The organism is Streptomyces sp. Z26 (genome assembly GCF_003665095.1).
GTDB lineage: Bacteria > Actinomycetota > Actinomycetes > Streptomycetales > Streptomycetaceae > Streptomyces > Streptomyces phytohabitans.
Genome location: NZ_RCHV01000002.1, coordinates 4,208,535 through 4,229,563, shown reverse-complemented (window position 1 = coordinate 4,229,563; position 21,029 = coordinate 4,208,535). Strand labels below are relative to the sequence as shown.

Genomic DNA, 21,029 nt, shown 5'->3' with positions numbered 1-21,029 from the left:
TGCCCGAAGTTGCACGGATCGCCGCACTGCGCCGGATTCACCCCGAAAGGACCGCCTCCACCGCCGCCCCGCCCGTCACGCCTGCTTCGACGCCAGCGTCACCACCGTCACGTCCGACTCGGCCCCGACCCGTACGGGCGGCCCGAACGCGCCCGCGCCCCGCGACACGTACAGCTGCGTGTCCCCGTACCGCTCCAGCCCGGCCACCGTCGGATTGGCCAGCTCGGCCAGGTAGTTGCCCGGCCAGAGCTGGCCGCCGTGGGTGTGGCCGGAGAGCTGGAGGTCGACGCCGTGGTCGACGGCGTCGTGGATCTGTACGGGCTGGTGCGCGAGGAGTACGGACGCGCGCGAGGTGTCGCGGTCACCGAGGGCCTTGTCGAAGTCCGGGCCGTCGCCCTCCGCCTCGCCCTGCACGTCGTTGACGCCCGCCAGGTCGAAGCCGGGCAGCTCCCGGCGGGCGTTCTCCAGCGGGTGGACGCCGAGGCCCCGCAGGTGGTCGAGCCAGGCGTCGGCGTCCCCGAAGTACTCGTGGTTGCCGGTGACGAAGAACGAGCCGTGCCGCGACTCCAGGTCCGCGAGGGGCGCGGCGGCGTGCCCGAGGTCGTCGACCTCGCCGTCGACCAGGTCGCCGACGATGGCGACGAGGTCGGGCTGCGTGCGGTTGATCGTGTCGACCACGCGGCGGCAGTGCGAGCGGCCGAGGACCGGGCCCAGGTGGATGTCGCTGACGACGGCGATGCGGTACCCGTGCGCGCGGCGCGGCAGTTTGGCGAGCGGGACGGTGAGGCGCTTCACGGTGGGCCCGTTGAGCACGCTGTACGCGCCCGCGCCGACGGTCACGGCGGCGACGCCCGTGGCGCCGACGGCGAGCGTACGGGCGACGAAGAGGCGGCGGGCGGGGTCCTCGACGCGCGGGCCGGGATCGGCGGGGGCGTCGGGGACGGCCGGGGCGTCGGGAGCGGGGGCGTCGGACGAGGTCTCCGCGTCCGCACCCGCCGGCACCGACGCCGGTTCCGGCTCCGGTTCCGGCGCCGCCACCCGCGCGTCCCGGCGGGCCTCGACGCGCCGCAGCGCCAGCCGTACCAACTCGCCCGCCCACAGGGCCAGCAGCAGGTACAGCAGCAGCGCCATCCACAGGTACCCCGGCCACGCCAACGCCTGCTGGACCACGAACGGCGTACCCGCCTGCCGCGTCACGAACGCGCCGAGCGAGAGCACCGGCAGCACGTACGCGAGCACCGTGCCGACCCGCCGCCACCAGCCGCCGGGCGCGGACACGTCCCGTACGAGACGCCGCCACAGATACCGGTGCACGACGGCCAGCAGCGCGATCAGCACCACCGCGACGAGCAGCCCCACCAAGACCGTCACCGCCACCGCCCCCCGTCACGGCCACCGTCGGCACCGGTCGCCGCGAACGGCGGCACGGGGCGGGCGGAACGGGTCTGACTCGGAGGTTTCGGGGGTGACTCCCCGGAAGACCGGCGCATGGAGCCAAGTATGGCTATCGGCCTAATCCGGTCGCTGTTCGGGGCCCACCGTGTCGTATCCGTACCCTCCCGGTGCCCGCCGCACGGATGTGCCTGTACGTTCGACGGGTGCCGACGACCTCATCTGCCGTACGCCGCCCGCGCCGTGCCCTCGCACTCGCCGGAGCCACGGCGTTTCTGACGCCCCTTCTGCTGACGTCCGTCGCCCCGGCGCACGCCGACGACAAGGACGACGAGCCCGCGCCGAAGCCCCCCGCGAACATGTCGACGCTCGGCGGCGCGCGGCTCGGCGCACCCGGCACACAGGTCGACCCGCGGCCCGGCGGCAAGGCGCCCGCGCTGCCGAAGAAGCTGACGGCGCGCTCCTGGATCGTCTCGGACGCGGAGACCGGCCACGTGCTCGCCTCGCACAACGCGCACTGGCGGCTCCCTCCGGCCAGCACCCTGAAGATGCTGTTCGCCGACACGGTGCTGCCCAAGTTCCCGAAGGACCGCGAGTACGAGGTCAAGCGGACCGACCTGTCGGGCATGGGCGAGGGCAGCAGCCTGGTCGGCGTCAAGGAAGGGCAGACGTACTCCGTGGGCGACCTCTGGCTCGGCGTCTTCCTCCGCTCCGGCAACGACGCCGTGCACACCCTCGCCGCCATGAACGGCGGCGTGGAGAAGACGGTGCGGGAGATGAACGCGCACGCGGAGCAGCTGCGGGCGCAGGACACCCACGCGGTGTCCCCCGACGGGTACGACCGCGCGGGCCAGGTCTCGTCGGCGTACGACCTGACGCTCATCGCCCGGTCCGGGATGCTGAAGAAGGACTTCCGGGACTACGCGGCGACGGTTCGCGCCAAGTTCCCGGGCGAGGTGAAGAAGCCCAAGAAGGGCGAGAAGCAGAAGAAGGACGCGGACGGGAAGCCGGAGCGCGAGACGTTCGAGATCCAGAACACCAACCGGCTGCTCACCGGCGACTTCGGCCTCGACCCGTACCCCGGCATCGCGGGCGTGAAGAACGGCTCCACCACCAAGGCGGGCAACACCTTCACCGGCGTCGCCGAACGCGACGGCCGCGTGCTGCTGGTCACCGTCATGCACCCCGAGGGCGGCGCCGGGCACCTGGGCGTCTACGAGGAGACGGCGAAGCTGTTCGACTGGGGCTTCGCCGCCGCCGACGACGTACGCCCCGTCGGCGAACTGGTGCCGCCCGCCGACCCCGGGTCCGGCGGCGACGCCGGGGGCGGCGGGAACGGCGACCCGAAGGGCGGCGCCGACGAGGCGTCGCTCACCTCCGCCGGTGCCTCCGGCGACCACTCCTCGGGCGGCGGCGCGGGCACCGCGTTCGCGGTCACGGCCGGTTGTCTGGCGGTGCTGGCGCTCGGCGCGTACGGGGTGCACCGTCGGTGGCCGCTGCCGGATCTCGGCCGGATGCGGCGCCACCAGCAGGCGGCGGGTCCGCGGCCGGAGGGGGACCGGACTCCGGAGAAGTAGCGCCCTCGGCCGGGGTGTCGCCCGCCTCGGCGGCCACCCCGCCCTCGTCGCCCTCCTCCTCCGCGAGGGGCTCCTTGTCCACGACGGGCTCCTCCTTGTCCGTCGCCGTCCAGCCCGCGCAGTACAGCAGCAGCTTCGTCATGAAGCTGATCCACAGCAGCAGGGCGATGGGCACACCGAACGCGCCGTACGTGTTCTTGGCCGCCACGCCCTGGAGGTAGCCGCCGAGCAGCAGCTTCAGCAGCTCGAAGCCCACCGCCCCGATGAGGCACGCCACCACCAGCGCCCGCGTCGGCGGGCTGACCCGCGGCAGCACCCGCAGCACGTACCAGAGCAGCAGGAAGTCCGCGCCGACGGCCGCCGCGTACCCCGCGAGGCGCAGCAGCCACGTGCCGACACCGCCCTCGACGAGCCCGACGCGGTCCGCGACCCAGTCGACGGCGGACACCGCGAACGCCGAACCCGCCATGGAGACAAGCCCGGCGAAGCCGAGGCCGAGCAGCACCGCGAGGTCCTTCAGCTTGAGCAGCACCGGGTTGCCCGGGTCCTCCTCCAGGTCCCAGACGGCGCGCAGGCACTCGCGCAGCGTCCCGGCCCAGTTGACGCCCGTGAACAGCAGCGCCGCGCCCGCGACGAGCCCGATGGTGCCCGCGTGGTCCGCGAGGGACTGGATGTCGATCTGGTCGGAGATCCCCGGGACCTGCTCGGCGATGGTCTTCTTGACGTCCTTCATCTGCTGCGGCGTCAGGAAGGACGCCCCGATGGCGACGCCGACGACGACCATCGGGAAGAACGCCATGAAGCTCGTGAAGGTGATGGCGGCGGCCAGCCGCTGCCACTTGCGCGCGTCGAGGTGCTCGTACACCCGCCACACCCGGGTCCCGAAGAACCAGGCGAAGAAGGGGCCGATGCCGGGCAGCGTGGTGAGCCTTTCCATCACCACCGCCTACCCGGCCTCGTACGTCTCTCACGCCACGACCCCGACTCCCCCGCCCGAAAAGAGCAGGCGGGGTCGGGACCGCTCAGACCGAGGGCGCCGCCGGGCGGGACAGGTCCGACAGCTCCGTCTGCCGCGGCACCGCCGGGAAACAGGGCCTGCCGCCGCCGAACGCGAACTCCCGCTGCCGCCGCCACACGCAGTCCGCGCCCTGGGTGTAGAGCGCGAAGCCGCCCACGGTCCAGACCGCGTCGAAGTCCGCCAGCTCCGCGTACGCCCGGTCCATCGCGTCCTCCCCGATGCCGTGCGCGACGGTGACGTGCGGGTGGTACGGGAAGTGCAGCTCGCGGCGGAGCGGGCCGTCGGCACCGCGTACGCGCTCCTGGAGCAGCCCGCAGGACGCGGCGCCCTCCGCGAGCCGTACGAACACCACGGGCGACAGCGGCCGGAAGGTGTCCGTGCCCGACAGCCGCATCGTGAACGGCCGTCCCGCCGCCGCCACGGCGGCGAGGTGCCGCTCGATCAGCGGCCACGCGGCGCTGTCCGCCTCCGTCGGCGGCAGCAGGGTCACATGCGTCGGGATGCCGTGTGCGGCGGGGTCGCCGAAGGCGGCACGGCGCTCCTGGAGAAAGCTGCCGTACGGTTCCGGGACCGCGATCGATACACCGAGCGTGACGGTTCCCACGTCGTTCTCCCTCCTGCGCTGCGTGCCCTGCCCTGCCCCGTTGTGCCGTGCGGTCGTGCTGTCGCCGGTCGTCTCCGTGCCCTTCGCGCCGCGCCCTCGTCGCGCGCCCGCCCGTGCCAGTGTGGCGGCTGGACGGCCGTGGGACGAGGGTCTCGGTCCGGTCAGTGTTTCGCGGGCACGAAGCCCACCCGGTCGTAGGTGGCCGCCAGTGTGTCCGCGGCGACGGCCCGCGCCTTGGCGGCGCCCTCGGCCAGGATCGCGTCCAGCGTCGCCGGGTCGTCGAGATATTCCTGCGTACGGGCCCGGAAGGGGGCGACCCAGTCCGCGACGACCTCCGCGAGGTCGGTCTTCAGCGCGCCGTAGCCCTTGCCGACGTACGCCTGCTCCAGCTCCGGGACCGGGGTGCCGGTGAGGCTGGAGAAGATGGTGAGCAGGTTGCTGACGCCCGGCTTCTTGTCCTCGTCGAAGACGATCTCGGAGCCGGTGTCGGTCACCGCGCTCTTGATCTTCTTGACGGTGGCCTTGGGTTCGTCGAGGAGGTTGACGATGCCCTTCGGGGAGGACGCCGACTTGCTCATCTTGATCGCCGGGTCCTGGAGGTCGTGGATCTTCGCCGTCTCCTTGAGGATGTACGGCTTGGGGATGGTGAACGTCGCGCCGTAGCGGCCGTTGAAGCGCTCCCCGACGTCGCGCGTGATCTCGATGTGCTGCCGCTGGTCCTCCCCGACGGGGACCAGGTCGGCGTGGTAGAGCAGGATGTCCGCGATCTGGAGGATCGGGTACGTGAAGAGGCCGACGGTCGTGCGGTCGGCGCCCTGCTTCGCGGACTTGTCCTTGAACTGCGTCATCCGGGACGCCTCGCCGAAGCCCGTGATGCAGTTCATGACCCAGGCGAGCTGCGCGTGCTCCGGCACGTGGCTCTGCACGAACAGCGTGCACCGCTCCGGGTCCAGCCCGGCGGCCAGCAGCTGCGCCGCCGCGAGCCGGGTACTGGCCCGCAGCTCGGCGGGGTCCTGCGGGATGGTGATCGCGTGCAGGTCGACGACCATGTAGAACGCGTCGTGCGTCTCCTGGAGGGCCACCCACTGCCGTACGGCACCGAGGTAGTTGCCGAGGTGGAAGGAGCCGGCGGTGGGCTGGATACCGGACAGCACGCGGGGTCGACGGTCGTTGGCCATGCGGTCCATTCTCGCAGAACGCCCGGCCTCCCGAGGCCGTGAGAGCCGCCGCGCGGGGAACGTCACACCCGCGGGGCGGCGCGTGCTCCGCAAGGGGGGTGCGCGTACGCCGGGGGCGCTCACGGGTCCCACGGCCGGGCCTTCCGGGACCGGGGAGGGGGCCGCTTGCGGCGTCCTCGCTGTCGGTGGGGTGTCGTACTCTTCACCGCGTGGACGGGGGAGCTGACCGGCGGGTCATCGACGAGCGCTTCGAGCTGCGGGAACGCCTCGGTGGCGGGGGCATGGGCCTGGTGTGGCGGGCCCGCGATCTGGCGCTCCACCGCGACGTGGCGCTGAAGGAGGTCCGGCCGCCGGACCCCGAGCTGCTGCGGCTGCGCCCGGACGCCGCCGAGATGCTGCGCAAGCGCGTCATGCGCGAGGCGGTGTCGCTGGCCCGCGTGAACCATCCGCGGGTGGTGACGATCCACCACATCGTGACCTCCGCCGAGCATCCCTGGCTGGTGATGGAGCTGGTCACCGGCGGTTCCCTCCAGGACCGCCTGGACCGTGGCCCGCTCACCCCGGCCGAGGCCGCCGAGCTGGGGCGCGGCGTGCTGGAGGCGCTGTGCGCGGCGCACGCCGTCGGCGTCCTCCACCGGGACGTGAAACCGGCGAACGTACTGCTGCGCCCGGACGGCGGCCCGGTGCTGACCGACTTCGGCATCGCCGCCGTACGGGAGTCCACCAACCTCACCAACACCGGCGAACTCGTCGGCTCCCCCGACTACATGGCGCCCGAACGCCTGCGGGGCCACGACGACGACGCCGCCTCCGACCTGTGGTCGCTGGCCCTGATGCTGTACGTGGCGGTCGAGGGCCGCCACCCCCTGCGCCGCACGTCCACGCTGGCGACGCTGGCCGCGATCCTGGAGGAGGACGTACCGCCCGCCACGGCCGCCGGGCCGCTGGCACCGGTGCTGGCCGCCGTGCTGAGGCGCGACCCGGCGGCGCGGCCGGACGCGGCGGCCCTGGACCGGATGCTGGCGGAGGCCGCCGGGGCACGTACGTCCACGGCGCCGTCGTCACCCGCGCCCGGCCCCGTACCGGCGCACGGGCCCGGTGGCGGGATACCCGGCGCGGGGGCGCCGCGCGGCACCCCCGCTCCACCCGCCGACCCGCGCACGCCCTGGGGCTCGCCCGCGGCCGACCCGCGGCCGCAGGCCCCGACGCCGGGCGCGGGCCGGCCGCCGGAGCCCGACACCGCGCCGCCCACGGCCCCCGGCCCGCCGGGGGCGGGCGCGGGCGTCGACCCCGGCTCGGCGCCGACCGGGCCCGGCGGGCCCGGCGCCGCCGCCCGGGGGCCCGGCGGGTTCCCGGGGCTGCCGCGCGGCGCCCGGCTGACGATGCTGCTGAGCGGCCCGGTCCTCACGATCACCCTGGGCCTGGTCTTCTGGCAGGTGCTGCCCGGTACGGACGACGGCGGCGGCCGGTCCGACCGCTCCTCCTCGCCGGGCGCGACCGCCCCGGCCGGTGGCACGGACGACGGGAACGGCGACGACGCGGACGACGCGGCCGCCCGTACGCCCGGCGCCGACACCCCGGCGACGCCCGAGGAGGAGAAGGACCTGCTCACCCCGGCCGGTGTCCGGCGGGCGATCGGCGCGCTGGAGCCGCTGATGAAGGGCACGGTGGTGAAGGACTTCACGCTGCACCCCTCGCACGTCAGCGCGGAGGCGCCGGTGAAGGACGGGAAGGCCTACGACCGGTTCAGCTACCAGTTCGGCAAGGCGGAGCGCGCCACGTCGGGCGGCGGTGTGATGGGCGACGACAGGACCGTCGACCTGGACCGCTACGACTGGGACCGGCTCCCCGCGCTGTTCTCGCGGGCGGAGAAGGAGCTGGGGATCGACGCCCCGAAGAGCAGCCATCTGATCGTCGAGCCGTCGGACGTGTTCCACGGCGACCAGCCGACGATGCGGCTCTACGTCTCCGACGACTACGGCTCCGCCTATCTGTGACCAGCACCCCGGAGGGGAAGGTCATCGACAGCATGCCGCGCGACTGACCCCCGTACCGCCTGCCCCTGACGAGGACGCGCGCGCGACCGTCCCCGTACGACGGACGCCGGGCCCCCGTCGTGGAGGACCCGGCGTCACCGCTCACGCGCTGTCGGGGACTACGGCAGCCACTTCTCCCACGTGGCCTTGTTGTCCTTGATCCACGCGTCGGCCGCGTCGTCCGGGTCCATCTTCTTCCCGGCGATCATCTGGGCCACCTCGTTCTGGTCCTCGGTGGTCCACTTGAAGTTCTTCAGGAACGTGTGCGCGTCACCGCCGTCCTTCGCGAAGTCCGCGTTGAAGTACTTCTTCAGGTCGAGGGTGTCGTAGCCGCAGGTGACCTGCTCCGCGGGCTCCAGGCAGCCGTCCTCGTACTTGGGCAGCTTGACCTCGACCATCTCGATCTCGGCGTTCATCCACTGCGGCTCCCACCAGTAGGTGAGGAACGGCTTCTTCTCGTCGTAGAGCCGCTGGATCTCCTTGAGCTGGGCGGCCTCGCTGCCGGTGGGCAGGACCTTGAAGTCCAGCTTGTGGTTCTTGATCAGTTCCTCGTCGTGCGTCGTGTACGACGGCGCCGCACCGAGGAACTGGCCCTTGCCGCCGCTCTCCGACGTCCGGAAGTCCTTCGCGAACTTGTTGAGCTTCTTCGGGTCGAGGACGTCCGGGTTCTTGTCCGCGTAGTACTTCGGCACGAACCAGCCGATGTGGCCCACGACGCCGAGGTCGCCGCCGGGTACGACGGTCTTCTTCTCCTCGACGTACAGCTTCTCCTTCTTGGGGACGCCGTCCCAGTCCTCCAGGATGGCGTCCGCCTTGCCGCTGTTCAGCGCGTCGAAGGCGACCGGCTCGTCCATCTGCTGCACGTCGACCTTGACGTCCAGCTCGTCCTCCAGCAGCTTCTTCGCCACGGCGCTGTTCGCCTGCGCGCCGACCCACGAGGGCTGCGTGATGGTGACCTTGTCGCTGCCGCCGCTGTCGGTCTCCGCCGCGCCGCAGCCGCTGAGGGCCAGGAGTCCGGCCACGCCGACACCGGCGACGAGGGTGTTTCTGCTCCGTTTGCTCATGAGGGAAGTGCCTTCTCGTGTAGTTGCGTCGTCGGCTGGCCGGCTGCCAGGGACGTGGGTCGTGCGTGGGGGTTCGGGGGCCGTACGCGGCCCGGTGCGCGTCAGCGGTACGTCCGCTCGCGCACGGTGGGCTGCGTCAGCCGGTCCAGGACGATGCCGAGGCAGACGATGGCGACACCGGCCGGGAGGCCGAGCGCCAGGTCACCCTTGGACAGGCCCTTGACCACGTCGATGCCGAGCGCGCCGCCGCCGACCATGCCGGCGATGACGACCATCGACAGGACGAGCACCACACCCTGGTTGACGGCGACCAGCAGCGCCCGGCGGGCCAACGGCAGCTGGACCTGGAGGAGTTGCTGCCTGCCGGTGGCGCCGAGGGACTGCGCCGCCTCCAGCGCGGCCGGGTCGACCTGCCGGATGCCCTGCGCCGTGATGCGTACGACGGCGGGCAGCGCGTAGATGACCGCCGCCGCGATACCGGCCGCGCGGCCGAGGCTGAACAGGGCGATGACCGGGATCAGGTACACGAACTGCGGCATCGTCTGCATCGTGTCCAGCACCGGTCGCAGCATCCGGTCGACCCGGTCGACGCGGGCGGCCAGGACACCGAGCAGGAAGCCGAACAGCAGCGTCAGCACCAGGCCCGCCAGCACCTGCGAGAGCGTGTCGAACGACCGGTCCCACAGGCCCATCGCGCCGATCACGCCGAGCGCGACGACGCTGCTCAGCGCCGCGCGCCAGGTGCCGACGGCCCAGCCGAGCACGGCGACCAGCAGCACCACGGCCCACCACGGGGTGGCGAGGAGGGCGGAGCGCAGCGGGTTGAGCACGCCGTTGGCGAAGCCGTTGGCCCAGGTGATGGTGCCGCCGAGCAGGGGGATGCCGGAGCCGAGGTGCTCGATGAACCAGTCGACGGCCGTGTTCACCGGCTCCGCGACGTCCACCGTCCAGTTCTCCGGCCACTCGCGGTCCCACAGCGAGCTGCCGAACGCGGCGAACGCGCCCGTCAGCACGCCCAGCCCGGCCCACACCGGCCAGCCCCGCAGCCGCGCCAGCGGCCCGGAGCCCGGCGGCGCGTACGCGGCGAGGCGGTCGCCCGCGGCGGCGGTCGTACGGTCCAGCAGGATGGCCAGCAGCACGACGGCGATGCCCGCGGTGAGCGCCTCGCCGACGTCGATGTCGCCGAGCGCCTGGTAGATCTCCTCGCCGAGGCCGCCGGAGCCGATCAGCGACGCGAGCACGACCATCGACAGACACATCATGATCGTCTGGTTGAGGCCGAGCATCATCTCCTTGCGGGCCAGCGGCAGCCGCGCCGTACGCAGCCGCTGCCAGGAGCTGGCACCCAGCGACGCGGACGCCTCCAGGGCGGCCGGGTCGGCGTTGCGCAGGCCGAGGGAGGTGAGCCGGGCCATGGGCGGCGCGGCGTAGATGACGGTGGCGACGAGCGCGGACGGCACGCCGATACCGAAGATCAGCAGGAACGGCAGCAGGTACGCGAACGCGGGCATGACCTGCATCGTGTCGAACACCGGCCGCAGGATGCGCTCCCAGCGGTCGGACAGCCCGGCGCCGAGGCCCAGCAGCAGCCCGAGGACGGCGGAGGCGAACACCGCGACCGTCATCAGGGCCAGGGTCTCCATGGTGGATTCCCACATGTCCAGCAGCCCGCACACCGCGAACACGCCGAGCGCGGTCGCCGCGACGCGCAGCGCGCGGCGGCCCAGATCGGCGCCGCCCGCGGCCCACGCCACGAGCGTGCCGATCGCGGTGACGCCGACCCAGCCGAGCGAGTCGAACAGGTCGATCATCAGGTCCACGGAGTCCTGCGCCGTGTTGCTGATGTGCAGCAGGAAGTACAGGAAGATCCAGTGGGTGTCGCGGTTGTCGACGAGCCAGTTGTTCAGGTCGTTCAGCGGCGTCTCGACGTCGACGGTCCAGCCGGACGGCCAGTCGCTCTCGCCGACGACGAGGGCGCTGACGACGGCGACCAGGAACGTCAGCAGCACCAGACCGGCCCGCGGGTTCGCGGCGAGCCACAGCCGTACGCGTACGGGCAGGCCCTCGCCGTCCGTGCCACCGGCCCCGCCGGTGTCGGGCGCGGGCGTGGCGCCCTGCTTCTCCAGCGTGGGTGCGCTCATCCGGCCCTCCCGGGCTCGTACGAGATGGCTGCGGTGCTCGTACGGCTGCTCACACGGCTGCTCATACGGTCGCCACCTCCCGGTCCTCGGGGCCGTCCTGGCCCGCCTCGGCGGGCACTTCCTCGTCGAGGCCCGCGACGACGGCGAGGAGTTCGGCGTGGCCGACGACGCCGATCAGCTCGCCGTCCGCCACGACGCGTACGGGCTCGCCGGTGCGGGCCACGGTCTCGATGGCCTCGGACACGAGGGCCTTCGGCGGGAGTTCCGCGCCGGACGCGGTGGCGTCCGCGGGCTCGGCGGGGCGCATCGCGCGCCGTACGGAGATGACCTGGTCGCGGGGCACGTCGCGGACGAAGTCCCGTACGTAGTCGTCGGCGGGGTTGGCGACGATCTGCTCGGGGGTGCCGAGCTGGACTATCTCGCCGTCCCGCATGAGCGCGATCCGGTCGCCCAGGCGCAGCGCCTCGGACAGGTCGTGGGTGATGAACACCATCGTCCGGCCCTCCTCGCGGTGCAGCCGGATGACCTCCTCCTGCATGTCGCGGCGGATCAGCGGGTCCAGGGCGCTGAAGGGCTCGTCGAACAGCATCACCTCGGGGTCGACGGCCAGGGCCCTCGCCAACCCGACACGCTGCTGCTGACCGCCGGACAGCTGTCCCGGACGGCGTTCGCCGAGCCCCTCCAGGCCGACCTTCTCGACCATCTCGGCGGCCACGGCACGGCGTTCCTCGCGGCTCCTGCCCTGGATCTCCAGGCCGTACGCGACGTTGTCGATGACGCTGCGGTGCGGCAGCAGGCCGAAGTTCTGGAAGACCATGGAGACGCGGTGCCGGCGCAGTTCGCGCAGCCGCGTCTTGTCCATGGCGCGCACGTCCTCGCCGTCCATCAGAAGCGTGCCCGCGGTCGGCTCGATGAGCCGGGTCAGGCAGCGTACGAGCGTGGACTTGCCGGAGCCGGAGAGGCCCATCACGACGAAGACCTCGCCCTTGCGCACGTCGAAGGTGACGTCGCGGACGGCCGCGGTGCAGCCGGTACGGGCGCGCAGCTCGGCGGCGTCGAGCCCGGCGTACTCCTTGTTCTCGGGAATCCTGTCGGCCTTGGGGCCGAACACCTTCCACAGATTGCGTACGGAGAACACCGGGTGGGTCTCGGTGGTTTCGGTCATCACGCAACACCTCCCAGTGTCGTCGTGGCGGGCTTCGCGGGGGACTCGGAATCGGAATCTTCGGTAACGGGGGAACGGTCGGCGCGCAGCAGGTCGGCCGCCTTCTCGCCGACCATGAGCACGCCGATCATCGGGTTCACGGTGGGCATCGTCGGGAAGACGGAGGCGTCGACGACCCGTACGCCGTCCAGGCCGCGCACCCGCAGCTCGGGGTCGACGACGGCGAGCCCGTCGTCGGCGGCGCCCATCCGGCAGGTGCCCGCGGGGTGGTACACGGTGTGGGCGACCTGGCGGGCGTACGCGCTCAGCTCCTCGTCGGAGGTGACCTCGGGCCCGGGGCACACCTCCCGCTTCAGCCACTTGGCGAGCGGTTCGGCGCGGGCGACCTCGCGGGCGAGGCGGATGCCGTCGACGAGGGTGCGGGCGTCGTAGTCGTCCTCGTCCGTGAAGTAGCGGAAGTCGAGGGCGGGCTTCACGTCCGGGTCGGCGGAGGTGAGGAAGAGGCGGCCGCGGCTGTGCGGCTTGGGGATGTTCGGCGTCATCGACACCCCGTGCTCCGGCTTCTCGTAGCCGATCCGCTCGGGGTTGTCGGTGAACGGGATCTGGTAGAAGTGGAACATCAGGTCGGGCCCCGGGGCCGACGCGTCGCGCCGTACGAAGAGGCCCGCGTCGGAGTCCATCGCCGAGTTCTCCGGGATGGGGCCGTCCGTCTCCCAGACGATCACCGACTCCGGGTGGTCGAGGAGGTTCTCCCCGACGCCCGGCAGGTCGTGCGCCACGGGTATCCCCAGCGCCTCCAGCTCCCGCGCCGGGCCGATCCCCGAGTGCAGCAGCAGCCGCGGGGTGTCGACGGCGCCCGCGCACAACAGCACCTCGCGCTCGGCGGTGAGCAGCCGCTCCGTACCGTCGGCCGCCCGTACGCGCACACCGGTGGCACGGGTGCCGTCCAGCTCCAGGTGGTACGCCCAGGTCTCCAGGAACAGCTCCAGGTTGGGGCGGTCCCCGGCCTCCAGGTGGGGGTGCAGGTAGGCGACGGAGGCGGAGGAGCGCTTGTTGTCCTCCGGGTGGTACGAGAGGTCGAAGAACCCGGCGCCCTCGGTGAACGGCGCCTTGTTGAAGCCCTCGACGCGCGGCACCTCCAGCGCGGCGGTGGCGGCCTCGACGAAGTCCCGCGCGATGGCGTTCCGGTCCTTCTCGTCGACCGCGACGATGTTGTTCCGCAGCTTCCCGAAGTACGGGTCCATGGCCGCGGCGTCCCAGCCGTCGGCGCCCGCCTCCGCCCACTCGTCCCAGTCGGAGGGGAGCGGCTTGAACGAGATCAGCGTGTTGTGCGACGAGCAGCCGCCCAGGACGCGGGCCCGGCTGTGCCGGATGTGCGAGTTGCCGCGTGGCTGCTCGGTCGTCGGGTAGTCGTAGTCCAGCTCGCCGCCGAGCAGGCCGAGCCAGCGGCGCAGGGTGAGGACCTCCGGGCGGTCCATGTCGGACGGACCGCCCTCGATGACCGCGACGCGTACGCCGGGGTCCTCGGTGAGCCGGGAGGCGAGCACGGAACCTGCCGTGCCGCCGCCGACTATGACGTAGTCATAGGTGGCCATGGATGGGGTTGCTCCTTGAAGGGGTGAAGGCACCGGGGGTGCGGGCGAGGGGTCCGGCGGGGGCCGACGGGGGTGGGTCAGCCCGCGAACCAGCGCACGGGTGCGGGGCGCAGGTTCTCGTACACGTGCTTCGTCTCGCGGTACTCGGCCAGACCGTGCGGGCCGAGTTCACGGCCGACGCCGGACTTGCCGAAGCCGCCCCACTCGGCCTGCGGGAGGTAGGGGTGGAAGTCGTTGATCCACACGGTGCCGTGCCGCAGCCGGGCGGCGACCCGGCGGGCGCGCGCGGTGTCGGCGGAGAAGACGGCCCCGGCGAGGCCGTACTCGGTGTCGTTCGCGAGCGCCACCGCCTCGTCCTCGGTACGGAAGGTCTCGACCGTCAGGATCGGCCCGAAGGTCTCCTCCCGCACGACGCGCATCGTGCGGTCGCAGTCGTCGAGGACGGTCGGGCGGTAGAAGTACCCGGCGGCGGGGCGTACGTCGGAGGGCTTGGGCCGTTCGCCGCCGCAGCGGAGGGTGGCGCCCTGGGCCAGCGCGGAGGCGACGTACGCCTCGGTCTTCGCGAGCTGCTGCTCGGAGACGAGCGGCCCGCACTCGACGCCGTCCTCGGTGCCGCGCCCGAGCCGGATGCGGGAGGCGCGCTCCGCCAGTTCGGTGACGAAGCGGGCGCGCACGGACTCCTCGATGACGAGCCGGGCACCGGCCGAGCAGACCTGGCCGCTGTGGATGAACGCCGCGTTCAAGGCTTGATCGACCGCGTGGTCGAAGCGCTCGTCGGTGTCGCAGGCGTCCGCGAAGACGACGTTCGGGTTCTTGCCGCCCAGCTCCAGGGCGACCTTCTTCACGGTGGGCGCGGCGGCCCGCGCCACCTTCGTACCGCTGGCCAGGCCGCCGGTGAACGACACCAGGTCGACGCCCGGGTGCTCGGACAGCCGGGCGCCCACGGGGTCGCCCGCGCCGGTGACGACGTTCGCGACGCCCGCCGGGAGGCCCGCCTCGGCCAGCAGCCGCGCCAGGTGGAGCGTGGACAGCGGGGTGACCTCGCTGGGCTTGAGCACGAAGGTGTTGCCCGCGGCGAGCGCCGGGGCGACCTTCCAACTGGCTTGCAGCAGCGGGTAGTTCCAGGGCGTGATCATGGCGCAGACGCCGACCGGCTCGTGGACGACGACACTGTGCACGTCCGCGCTACCCGCGTCGACGACGCGGCCGCCGGACTCGTTGACGACGAGGTCCGCGAAGTAGCGGAAGGCGGCGGTGACGTCGTCCACGTCGATCCGGCCCTCTTCGAGGGTCTTGCCGGTGTCCCGCGACTCGGTGAGCGCGATCTCCTCGCGGTCCCGCTGGAGCAGGTCGGCCACCCGGCGCAGCAGGCCCGCGCGCTCCGCGACGGGCGTGCCGGGCCACGGCCCGCTGTCGAACGCCTCCCGCGCGGCGGCGACGGCCGCGTCCGTGTCGGCCGCGTCACCCTCGGCCACAACGGCCAGCGTCGAGGCGTCCGCCGGGTCGAGGATCTCCCGCGTCCCACCGGCAGCGGCGGGACGCCAGGTTCCGTTGATGTACAAGCTCTCGACTACGGACACCGTGTGATCTGCCTTCCATGTACGAAATGTGCGTGATCGCCGTGCCGCGGCACGGTGATCAAACGCTCCTCCTGCCCCATGGCGCGATCCTCATGTGTCCAGGAGTCGAATAAGTGGTTCACGTCACGAGCCTCTGTCGCCAGGGGTCTCGGGAACAGCACGAATGCCTAACCGAATGACGTCAATGGGCGCACGATTCCCGCCGCGCCACGCAACGCGAACGGGCCGGCACGGACAGCGAGCGTCCGTGCCGGCCCGTCGTACGGCCGCACTCGGGAACGGGCGCGGGGCGCCCGTCAGCCGGGGGTCAGAGCAGGCCCAGCCCCCGTACGGCGTCGCGCTCCTCGGCCAGCTCGCGCACGGAGGCGTCGATGCGGGTGCGCGAGAACTCGTTCACGTCGAGGCCCTGGACGATCTCGTACGAGCCGTTCGCACAGGTCACGGGGAAGGACGAGATGAGGCCCTCCGGCACGCCGTACGAGCCGTCGGAGGGGATGCCCATCGACGTCCAGTCGCCCTCGGGGGTGCCGTTCACCCAGGTGTGGACGTGGTCGATCGCGGCGTTGGCGGCGGACGCGGCGGAGGAGGCGCCGCGCGCCTCGATGATGGCCGCGCCGCGCTTGGCGACGGTCGGGATGAACTCGTCGGCGAGCCACTTCTCGTCGTTCACCGTCTCGGCGGCGTTCTTGCCGCCGATCTCGGCGTGGAAGATGTCCGGGTACTGGGTGGCGGAGTGGTTGCCCCAGATCGTGAGCTTCCGGATGTCCGCGACGGTGCTGCCGGTCTTCTTCGCGAGCTGCGACAGCGCGCGGTTGTGGTCGAGGCGGGTCATCGCGGTGAAGCGCTCGGCCGGTACGTCGGGGGCGGCTGCCTGGGCGATCAGCGCGTTGGTGTTCGCCGGGTTGCCCACGACGAGGACCTTCACGTCGTCCGCGGCGTGGTCGTTGATGGCCTTGCCCTGGGGCTTGAAGATGCCGCCGTTGGCCTCCAGCAGGTCGCCGCGCTCCATGCCCTTCGTACGGGGGCGGGCGCCGACGAGCAGCGCGACGTTCGTGCCGTCGAAGGCGACGTTCGCGTCGTCGGTGATGTCGATGCCGCTCAGCAGCGGGAAGGCGCAGTCGTCCAGCTCCATCGCGGTGCCCTCGGCGGCCTGCACGGCCTGCGGGATCTCCAGCAGCCGGAGGCGTACCGGCACGTCCGCGCCGAGCAGATGGCCGGACGCGACACGGAACAGCAGCGCGTAGCCGATCTGCCCCGCGGCGCCGGTGACGGTGACATTGACGGGTGTGCGGGTCATGGCGATCTCCGAGTACCTGACGTGCCGGATGGTGTCTTCTGGAGGCTCCGCCGCAGGGAGACTCCGGGACGTGCACGCTGGTTCTCCAGAGGTCTCTCTACGTCAAGAGAGCTGGCGCCAGGCTATCGGACGCCCCCCGGACCGTGGGCAGCCGCCCGCTCAAGGAGGGGGGAAAGCGGGCGGCTGCCGGTGGTGTTGGCTGACCCGTGGGGGGCTGAACGTACGCCTGCCCCCTTTCCCACCGGGCATTCACGCCACTTCCTGGCGCCTTTTCGGACACGCGCCGGGGCCGGGGCCGGGCACCGTCACCGGTCAGGACGTGGGGGCGGCGCCGTGGGCGCAGCCGCTGCCGCCCACGCCGAGGGTCACGCACGCGCGGGCCCGCTCGATGTCCTCGACGGGGACCATCGGGGTGTACGCGTCCGCGCTGTCCACGTCCTGGCTGCGGCTGGCGCCCGCGCCGCCCGAGATCTTCAGGGTGTCGCCGTCGACGCCGCCCGTGACCCGGGCCCACACCGCGCCGCACACCTTGCTGTAGCGCACCTCGACCGTGCTCGCGCCGACGATCTGGGAGCCCGCGGTCTTCGCGTACTGCCCGCCGCAGCCCATCTTCTCCGGGTCCTTGCCCTCGCAGGTACGGCCCGAGCACTTCACCCCGGCGGGGAGCTTCGGGTCCGTCACGGACGGGCTCGGTTCGGGTGCGGCCGAGTCGCCGTCGCCGGTGAGGTCGAAGGCGACGGCCGCGCCCGCCACCACGATCAGCGCGGACACCACGCCCGCGGCGAGCATCAGGGCCCGGCGCCCGCCACCGCCCGTCGTACGGGCCGACCGCCCGGCGCGGCCTCCCGCCCCGGCGGCCCCGGCGGCGTACGGCCCGGGGGTCGGCGGGTGCCCCTGCCCCGGCGTACGCGCCGGGGGCCTCGCGCCCCACGAGGCCGGGTCCAGGCCGGAGCCGGTGGCGGGACCGGGTCCCGCGCCATGTCCCGCGCCGGGCATCTGCCCGGTGGGCGCGCCCCCGTACCCGTACGGCTGGGGCGGGCCGTACGGCTGGGGCGGCGGCGGGGACGTACGGTCGTCGGCCGCGGGGGCGCCGACCGTGCCGGGCGGCGGACCGGCGGGGGTGGCGGGCGCGGCCGGGCCGCGGGCGCCGCCGAGGCCCCACTTCCACCCCTTGGCGGGGGTCTCGCCGGTGGGGGACAGCGCGGCGCGGGCCTGTGCGACCTGCGCGGACTCCATCGTCATGTCGTGCCGCATCTCGCTGCGGCTCCAGGCCCGTTCGGCCAGTTCCCACATGGTCGCGAGATGGCGTACCTCGGTGCCGGTGACGTCGGCCAGGGCCTGGACGGCGCCGCGCGGCGGCAGCAGACGGCCGTTGAGGTAGCGCTCCCAGGAGGACCTGCTGTAGCCGGTGCGGTCCGATATCGTCGCGAGGCTCATCCCGCTGCGGTCCACGAGGCGACGCAGCTGACTGGTGAACTCGCCTATCTGCGGGTCCAGTCCGTCCGGTAGCGCCTTCCAGCGAGGCATCGTCTCCCCCTCGTCCCCCACACGTGTGCCGATCCCTGTCGGATCTGCGTACTGGCCACCCAGGGGGATACGGGAAGCCGGGACCGTGGTTCCAGACCGGGGGCGTACGGGAGTGTTGCGAACCGCCGCCCCCGCGCGTGCACGCCCCAGTGTGCCACCAGGGAGCGCCCCCTCCCGCCCGCCCGTCACGGGCGGCGGCCGGTTTCGTACGCGGACGCCGCCATTTGTCGGGCCGGGGCCAAGTCGCCCCCGGCGTACGGGATTTCGCCACCGCGGAGGGGCCCGCGCGGCACCGCGGGGCCCGGCGTCAGCGGACGGAGAAGTGCACGATGTCGTCCAGGTACGGGATGGTGATCAGCGGCGACGGCTGCGCCATCAGCGCCAGCAGCGTGATCGCGCCGCCCAGCACCCCGTACGTCACCATGTCCGTGAACCGCGAACGGACCGCGAGCATGCCCACCGAGGGCAGCGCCCAGCGCAGGACCGCGCCGCCGAGCAGGGACAGGCCGACGACGACCGTCCCCGACCGGAACTCGACCAGCACCAGCAGCAGCCCCGCCAGCACCCCGCCGCAGACCGCGAGCAGCGGCCACTGCCGGTACGGCGCGGGGGCGTCGCCGCCCGCCGCCCGGCCGCCGCCCTCGGGGCGCGCGGTGTCCCGGGTGAAGGTCGGGAAGCGACGCGACCGGGGGGCTCGGGGTGCCGCGGCGGCGCCGTCCCCGTCGCCGCCCATCAGGACGCCTCCGCGTCCGCCGCGCGCTCCGCCGCCTCCACGACGTTCTGGAGCAGCAGGGCGCGCGTCATCGGGCCGACGCCGCCCGGGTTCGGCGAGATCCAGCCCGCCACGTCCGCGACGCCGGGGTGCACGTCGCCGACGATCTTCCCGTGCTCGTCCCGGCTCACGCCGACGTCCAGGACGGCCGCGCCCGGCTTCACGTCCTCCGGCTTCACCAGGTGCGGTACGCCCGCCGCGGCCACCACGATGTCCGCCTGGCGCAGCAGCGCGGGCATGTCGCGGGTGCCGGTGTGGCACTGGGTCACGGTGGCGTTCTCCGAACGGCGCGTGAGCAGCAGCGGGATGGACCGCCCGACGGTGATGCCGCGCCCGACGACGACCACGTGCGCGCCGCGGATCTCCACCTCGTGGCGGCGCAGCAGCGCGATGATGCCGTTCGGGGTGCACGGCAGCGGCCCCGGCTCACCGAGGACGAGCCGACCGAGGCTGGTGGGGTGCAGGCCGTCGGCGTCCTTGTCCGGGTCCATCAGCTCCAGCACCCGGTTGACGGCGATGCCCTTGGGGAGGGGCAGCTGCACGATGTAGCCGGTGCAGGCGGGGTCGTCGTTCAACTCCCGTACGACCGCCTCGATCTCCTCCTGCGTCGCCGTGCCCGGCAACTCGCGCTGGATGGAGGCGATACCGACCTGAGCGCAGTCGCGGTGCTTCCCCGCGACGTACTTCTGGCTGCCCACGTCGTCACCGACGAGCAGCGTGCCGAGGCCGGGCGTACGGCCCCGGGCCCGGAGCGCGTCGACGCGCGCGGCGAGTTCGGACTTGATCGCGGCTGCGGCTGCTTTGCCGTCGAGAATCTGAGCGGTCATGCGTCCATAATCGCGGATGAGGGGGCCTCGGCTCCAACCAGGTGCGCGCAGCGGACGCGTGTGCTCCGCCGCGGCTCCCCCGCGGCGGGCGGTGCGGGCGTACGGGCCGGGCGTGCGGGCCGCCCGACGAGCCGGGCGTACGAGCCGCGCGTGCGGCGCGCGTTGCGGATTCGCCACATTCGTCGGAACCGGCTGGACAGCGCCGCCCCACGGCCCGCAGCATATGGGCCGGATGCCGTGCCCGGCGCGTCCGGTGGAGCCGAGGCCGAGGCGGTGTCCCGCGTTCGGGGGAAGCAACACGCGCACGATCGGCTCACGCGGCACCGCCGCGGGTGGTGGACCTTTCCCCGGAGCGATTTGTTCCGTTCCGTCCCACGCTCCCGCTCGGAGGCACAGCCCGTGAGTTACCCACCGCCCCCAGGCCCCGACAACCCGTACGGGCAGCAGCCCCCGCAGGGCTACGGCTACCCGCAGCAGGGCGGCCAGCCCGGTTACGGCTACCCGCAGCAGCCGCCGCCGTACGGCCAGGCCCAGCAGGGATACCCGCAGCAGTCCCCGTACGGCTACCCGCAGGGCGGCTACCCGCCCGGCGGCATGCCGGCGGGCACGGTGCAGGCGAACAACGGCTACATCAACATCCCGTACCTCGGCCCCGTCCAACTCGCCACCATGGGGCAGCGGTTCCTCGCGCGGCTGATCGACGGACTCATCTCCGGCGTGATCTTCGGCATCGCCATGGCGGTCGGCCTGGCGGGCGCGCTCGGCATCGCGGAGGACGCGGACGACTGCGGCAGCAAGACGTACGGCACCCCGGAGTACAACGACTGCATCAACGACGCGACGGACGCCGGGATGGGCGCGTTCGGGGCGGCGCTGGTGATGATGGCCGCCATCGGCGTCTTCATGCTGCTCTACGAGTGGCTGATGGTCGCCCTCGTCGGCGGCACCTTCGGCAAGCTGGCCATGGGCCTGCGCGTCGTACGCGAGAACGACGGCCAACTGCCCGGCGTGGGCGGCGGGTTCGTCCGCTACATCATCCCGATCGTCGGCGCCTTCCTCTGCTACATCGGCGCCGTGCTGGTCTACCTCTCGCCGTTCTTCGACAACAGCGGGAAGCTCCAGGGCTGGCACGACCGTGCCGCCGGGACCGTCGTCGTCAAGAAGTGACGTACGGCGGGACGTGACCGGTGGCCGCCGGAGGGTGGCGCGGGACGCATCGGACGGGAGGCCGCCGCCGCGAGCACGTCGCGGCGGCG

General features: G+C 72.9%; 15 protein-coding genes and 1 pseudogene. 3 read left to right on the top strand and 13 right to left on the bottom strand.

Annotated features, from left to right (window positions below; translation table 11 throughout):
* Positions 1-75: 75 nt before the first annotated feature.
* Positions 76-1,371, bottom strand: a complete 1,296-nt coding sequence (locus D7M15_RS18800) for a metallophosphoesterase (RefSeq protein WP_121521006.1) — start codon at positions 1,369-1,371, stop codon at positions 76-78.
* Between the two features lie 227 nt (positions 1,372-1,598).
* Here D7M15_RS18800 and D7M15_RS18795 point away from each other — a divergent pair, with 227 nt between their 5' ends.
* Positions 1,599-2,969, top strand: a complete 1,371-nt coding sequence (locus D7M15_RS18795) for a D-alanyl-D-alanine carboxypeptidase (protein ID WP_240649369.1) — start codon at positions 1,599-1,601, stop codon at positions 2,967-2,969.
* Between the two features lie 112 nt (positions 2,970-3,081).
* On the opposite strand, the pseudogene D7M15_RS18790 reads toward D7M15_RS18795, so the two are convergent.
* The 3 genes and pseudogenes from D7M15_RS18790 to trpS all read right to left on the bottom strand — a co-directional run.
* A pseudogene (locus tag D7M15_RS18790) lies at positions 3,082-3,906 on the bottom strand (YihY/virulence factor BrkB family protein); the annotation flags it as partial.
* A gap of 85 nt (positions 3,907-3,991) precedes the next feature.
* A complete protein-coding gene (locus tag D7M15_RS18785; RefSeq protein WP_121518576.1) occupies positions 3,992-4,591 on the bottom strand; it encodes a 2'-5' RNA ligase family protein in 600 nt (199 codons plus the stop codon).
* A 161-nt stretch (positions 4,592-4,752) separates the two neighbouring features.
* Positions 4,753-5,769 (bottom strand): tryptophan--tRNA ligase, encoded by a 1,017-nt coding sequence (gene trpS, locus D7M15_RS18780; RefSeq protein WP_121521004.1) that lies wholly within the window; start codon positions 5,767-5,769, stop codon positions 4,753-4,755.
* A 209-nt stretch (positions 5,770-5,978) separates the two neighbouring features.
* Here trpS and D7M15_RS18775 point away from each other — a divergent pair, with 209 nt between their 5' ends.
* On the top strand, positions 5,979-7,766 hold the full coding sequence (locus tag D7M15_RS18775; protein WP_346428815.1) for a protein kinase: 1,788 nt from the start codon (positions 5,979-5,981) through the stop codon (positions 7,764-7,766).
* 158 nt (positions 7,767-7,924) lie between these two features.
* On the opposite strand, the gene D7M15_RS18770 is transcribed toward D7M15_RS18775, so the two are convergent.
* From D7M15_RS18770 to D7M15_RS18730, 9 genes are all read right to left on the bottom strand, one after another.
* Entirely contained in the window at positions 7,925-8,869 is a 945-nt protein-coding gene (locus D7M15_RS18770; RefSeq protein ID WP_121518575.1) for a glycine betaine ABC transporter substrate-binding protein, read from the bottom strand.
* Positions 8,870-8,970: 101 nt separating this feature from the next.
* The gene (locus tag D7M15_RS18765; RefSeq protein ID WP_121518574.1) at positions 8,971-11,010 is read right to left on the bottom strand and encodes an ABC transporter permease subunit; all 2,040 of its coding nucleotides are present in this window, start codon (positions 11,008-11,010) and stop codon (positions 8,971-8,973) included.
* Positions 11,011-11,071: 61 nt separating this feature from the next.
* Positions 11,072-12,175: a glycine betaine/L-proline ABC transporter ATP-binding protein gene (locus D7M15_RS18760; RefSeq protein ID WP_121518573.1), complete on the bottom strand. Its 1,104-nt coding sequence runs from the start codon at positions 12,173-12,175 to the stop codon at positions 11,072-11,074.
* Positions 12,175-13,770, bottom strand: a complete 1,596-nt coding sequence (locus tag D7M15_RS18755; protein ID WP_121518572.1) for a GMC oxidoreductase — start codon at positions 13,768-13,770, stop codon at positions 12,175-12,177. Before D7M15_RS18755 ends, D7M15_RS18760 begins: the two co-directional genes overlap by 1 nt.
* A gap of 77 nt (positions 13,771-13,847) precedes the next feature.
* Entirely contained in the window at positions 13,848-15,350 is a 1,503-nt protein-coding gene (locus D7M15_RS18750) for an aldehyde dehydrogenase family protein (protein WP_121518571.1), read from the bottom strand.
* Between the two features lie 307 nt (positions 15,351-15,657).
* On the bottom strand, positions 15,658-16,647 hold the full coding sequence (locus tag D7M15_RS18745; protein ID WP_121518570.1) for a malate dehydrogenase: 990 nt from the start codon (positions 16,645-16,647) through the stop codon (positions 15,658-15,660).
* A gap of 312 nt (positions 16,648-16,959) precedes the next feature.
* Positions 16,960-18,174, bottom strand: a complete 1,215-nt coding sequence (locus D7M15_RS18740) for an XRE family transcriptional regulator (protein ID WP_121521002.1) — start codon at positions 18,172-18,174, stop codon at positions 16,960-16,962.
* A 307-nt stretch (positions 18,175-18,481) separates the two neighbouring features.
* Positions 18,482-18,907, bottom strand: coding sequence for a DUF3017 domain-containing protein (locus D7M15_RS18735; RefSeq protein ID WP_121518569.1), 426 nt, complete (start codon positions 18,905-18,907; stop codon positions 18,482-18,484).
* On the bottom strand, positions 18,907-19,773 hold the full coding sequence (locus D7M15_RS18730; RefSeq protein WP_121518568.1) for a bifunctional methylenetetrahydrofolate dehydrogenase/methenyltetrahydrofolate cyclohydrolase: 867 nt from the start codon (positions 19,771-19,773) through the stop codon (positions 18,907-18,909). Before D7M15_RS18730 ends, D7M15_RS18735 begins: the two co-directional genes overlap by 1 nt.
* Positions 19,774-20,172: 399 nt before the next feature.
* Here D7M15_RS18730 and D7M15_RS18725 point away from each other — a divergent pair, with 399 nt between their 5' ends.
* A complete protein-coding gene (locus tag D7M15_RS18725; protein ID WP_121518567.1) occupies positions 20,173-20,940 on the top strand; it encodes an RDD family protein in 768 nt (255 codons plus the stop codon).
* The last annotated feature ends 89 nt before the right edge of the window (positions 20,941-21,029 follow it).

Excerpts from the sequence above, each read along its gene's own strand:
- trpS (WP_121521004.1), bottom strand. The coding sequence starts at position 5,769 with ATGGCCAACGACCGTCGACCCCGCGTGCTGTCCGGTATCCAGCCCACC.
- D7M15_RS18770 (WP_121518575.1), bottom strand. The coding sequence starts at position 8,869 with ATGAGCAAACGGAGCAGAAACACCCTCGTCGCCGGTGTCGGCGTGGCC.
- D7M15_RS18765 (WP_121518574.1), bottom strand. The coding sequence starts at position 11,010 with ATGAGCGCACCCACGCTGGAGAAGCAGGGCGCCACGCCCGCGCCCGAC.
- D7M15_RS18760 (WP_121518573.1), bottom strand. The coding sequence starts at position 12,175 with ATGACCGAAACCACCGAGACCCACCCGGTGTTCTCCGTACGCAATCTG.
- D7M15_RS18755 (WP_121518572.1), bottom strand. The coding sequence starts at position 13,770 with ATGGCCACCTATGACTACGTCATAGTCGGCGGCGGCACGGCAGGTTCC.
- D7M15_RS18745 (WP_121518570.1), bottom strand. The coding sequence starts at position 16,647 with ATGACCCGCACACCCGTCAATGTCACCGTCACCGGCGCCGCGGGGCAG.
- D7M15_RS18740 (WP_121521002.1), bottom strand. The coding sequence starts at position 18,174 with ATGCCTCGCTGGAAGGCGCTACCGGACGGACTGGACCCGCAGATAGGC.
- D7M15_RS18735 (WP_121518569.1), bottom strand. The coding sequence starts at position 18,907 with ATGGGCGGCGACGGGGACGGCGCCGCCGCGGCACCCCGAGCCCCCCGG.
- D7M15_RS18730 (WP_121518568.1), bottom strand. The coding sequence starts at position 19,773 with ATGACCGCTCAGATTCTCGACGGCAAAGCAGCCGCAGCCGCGATCAAG.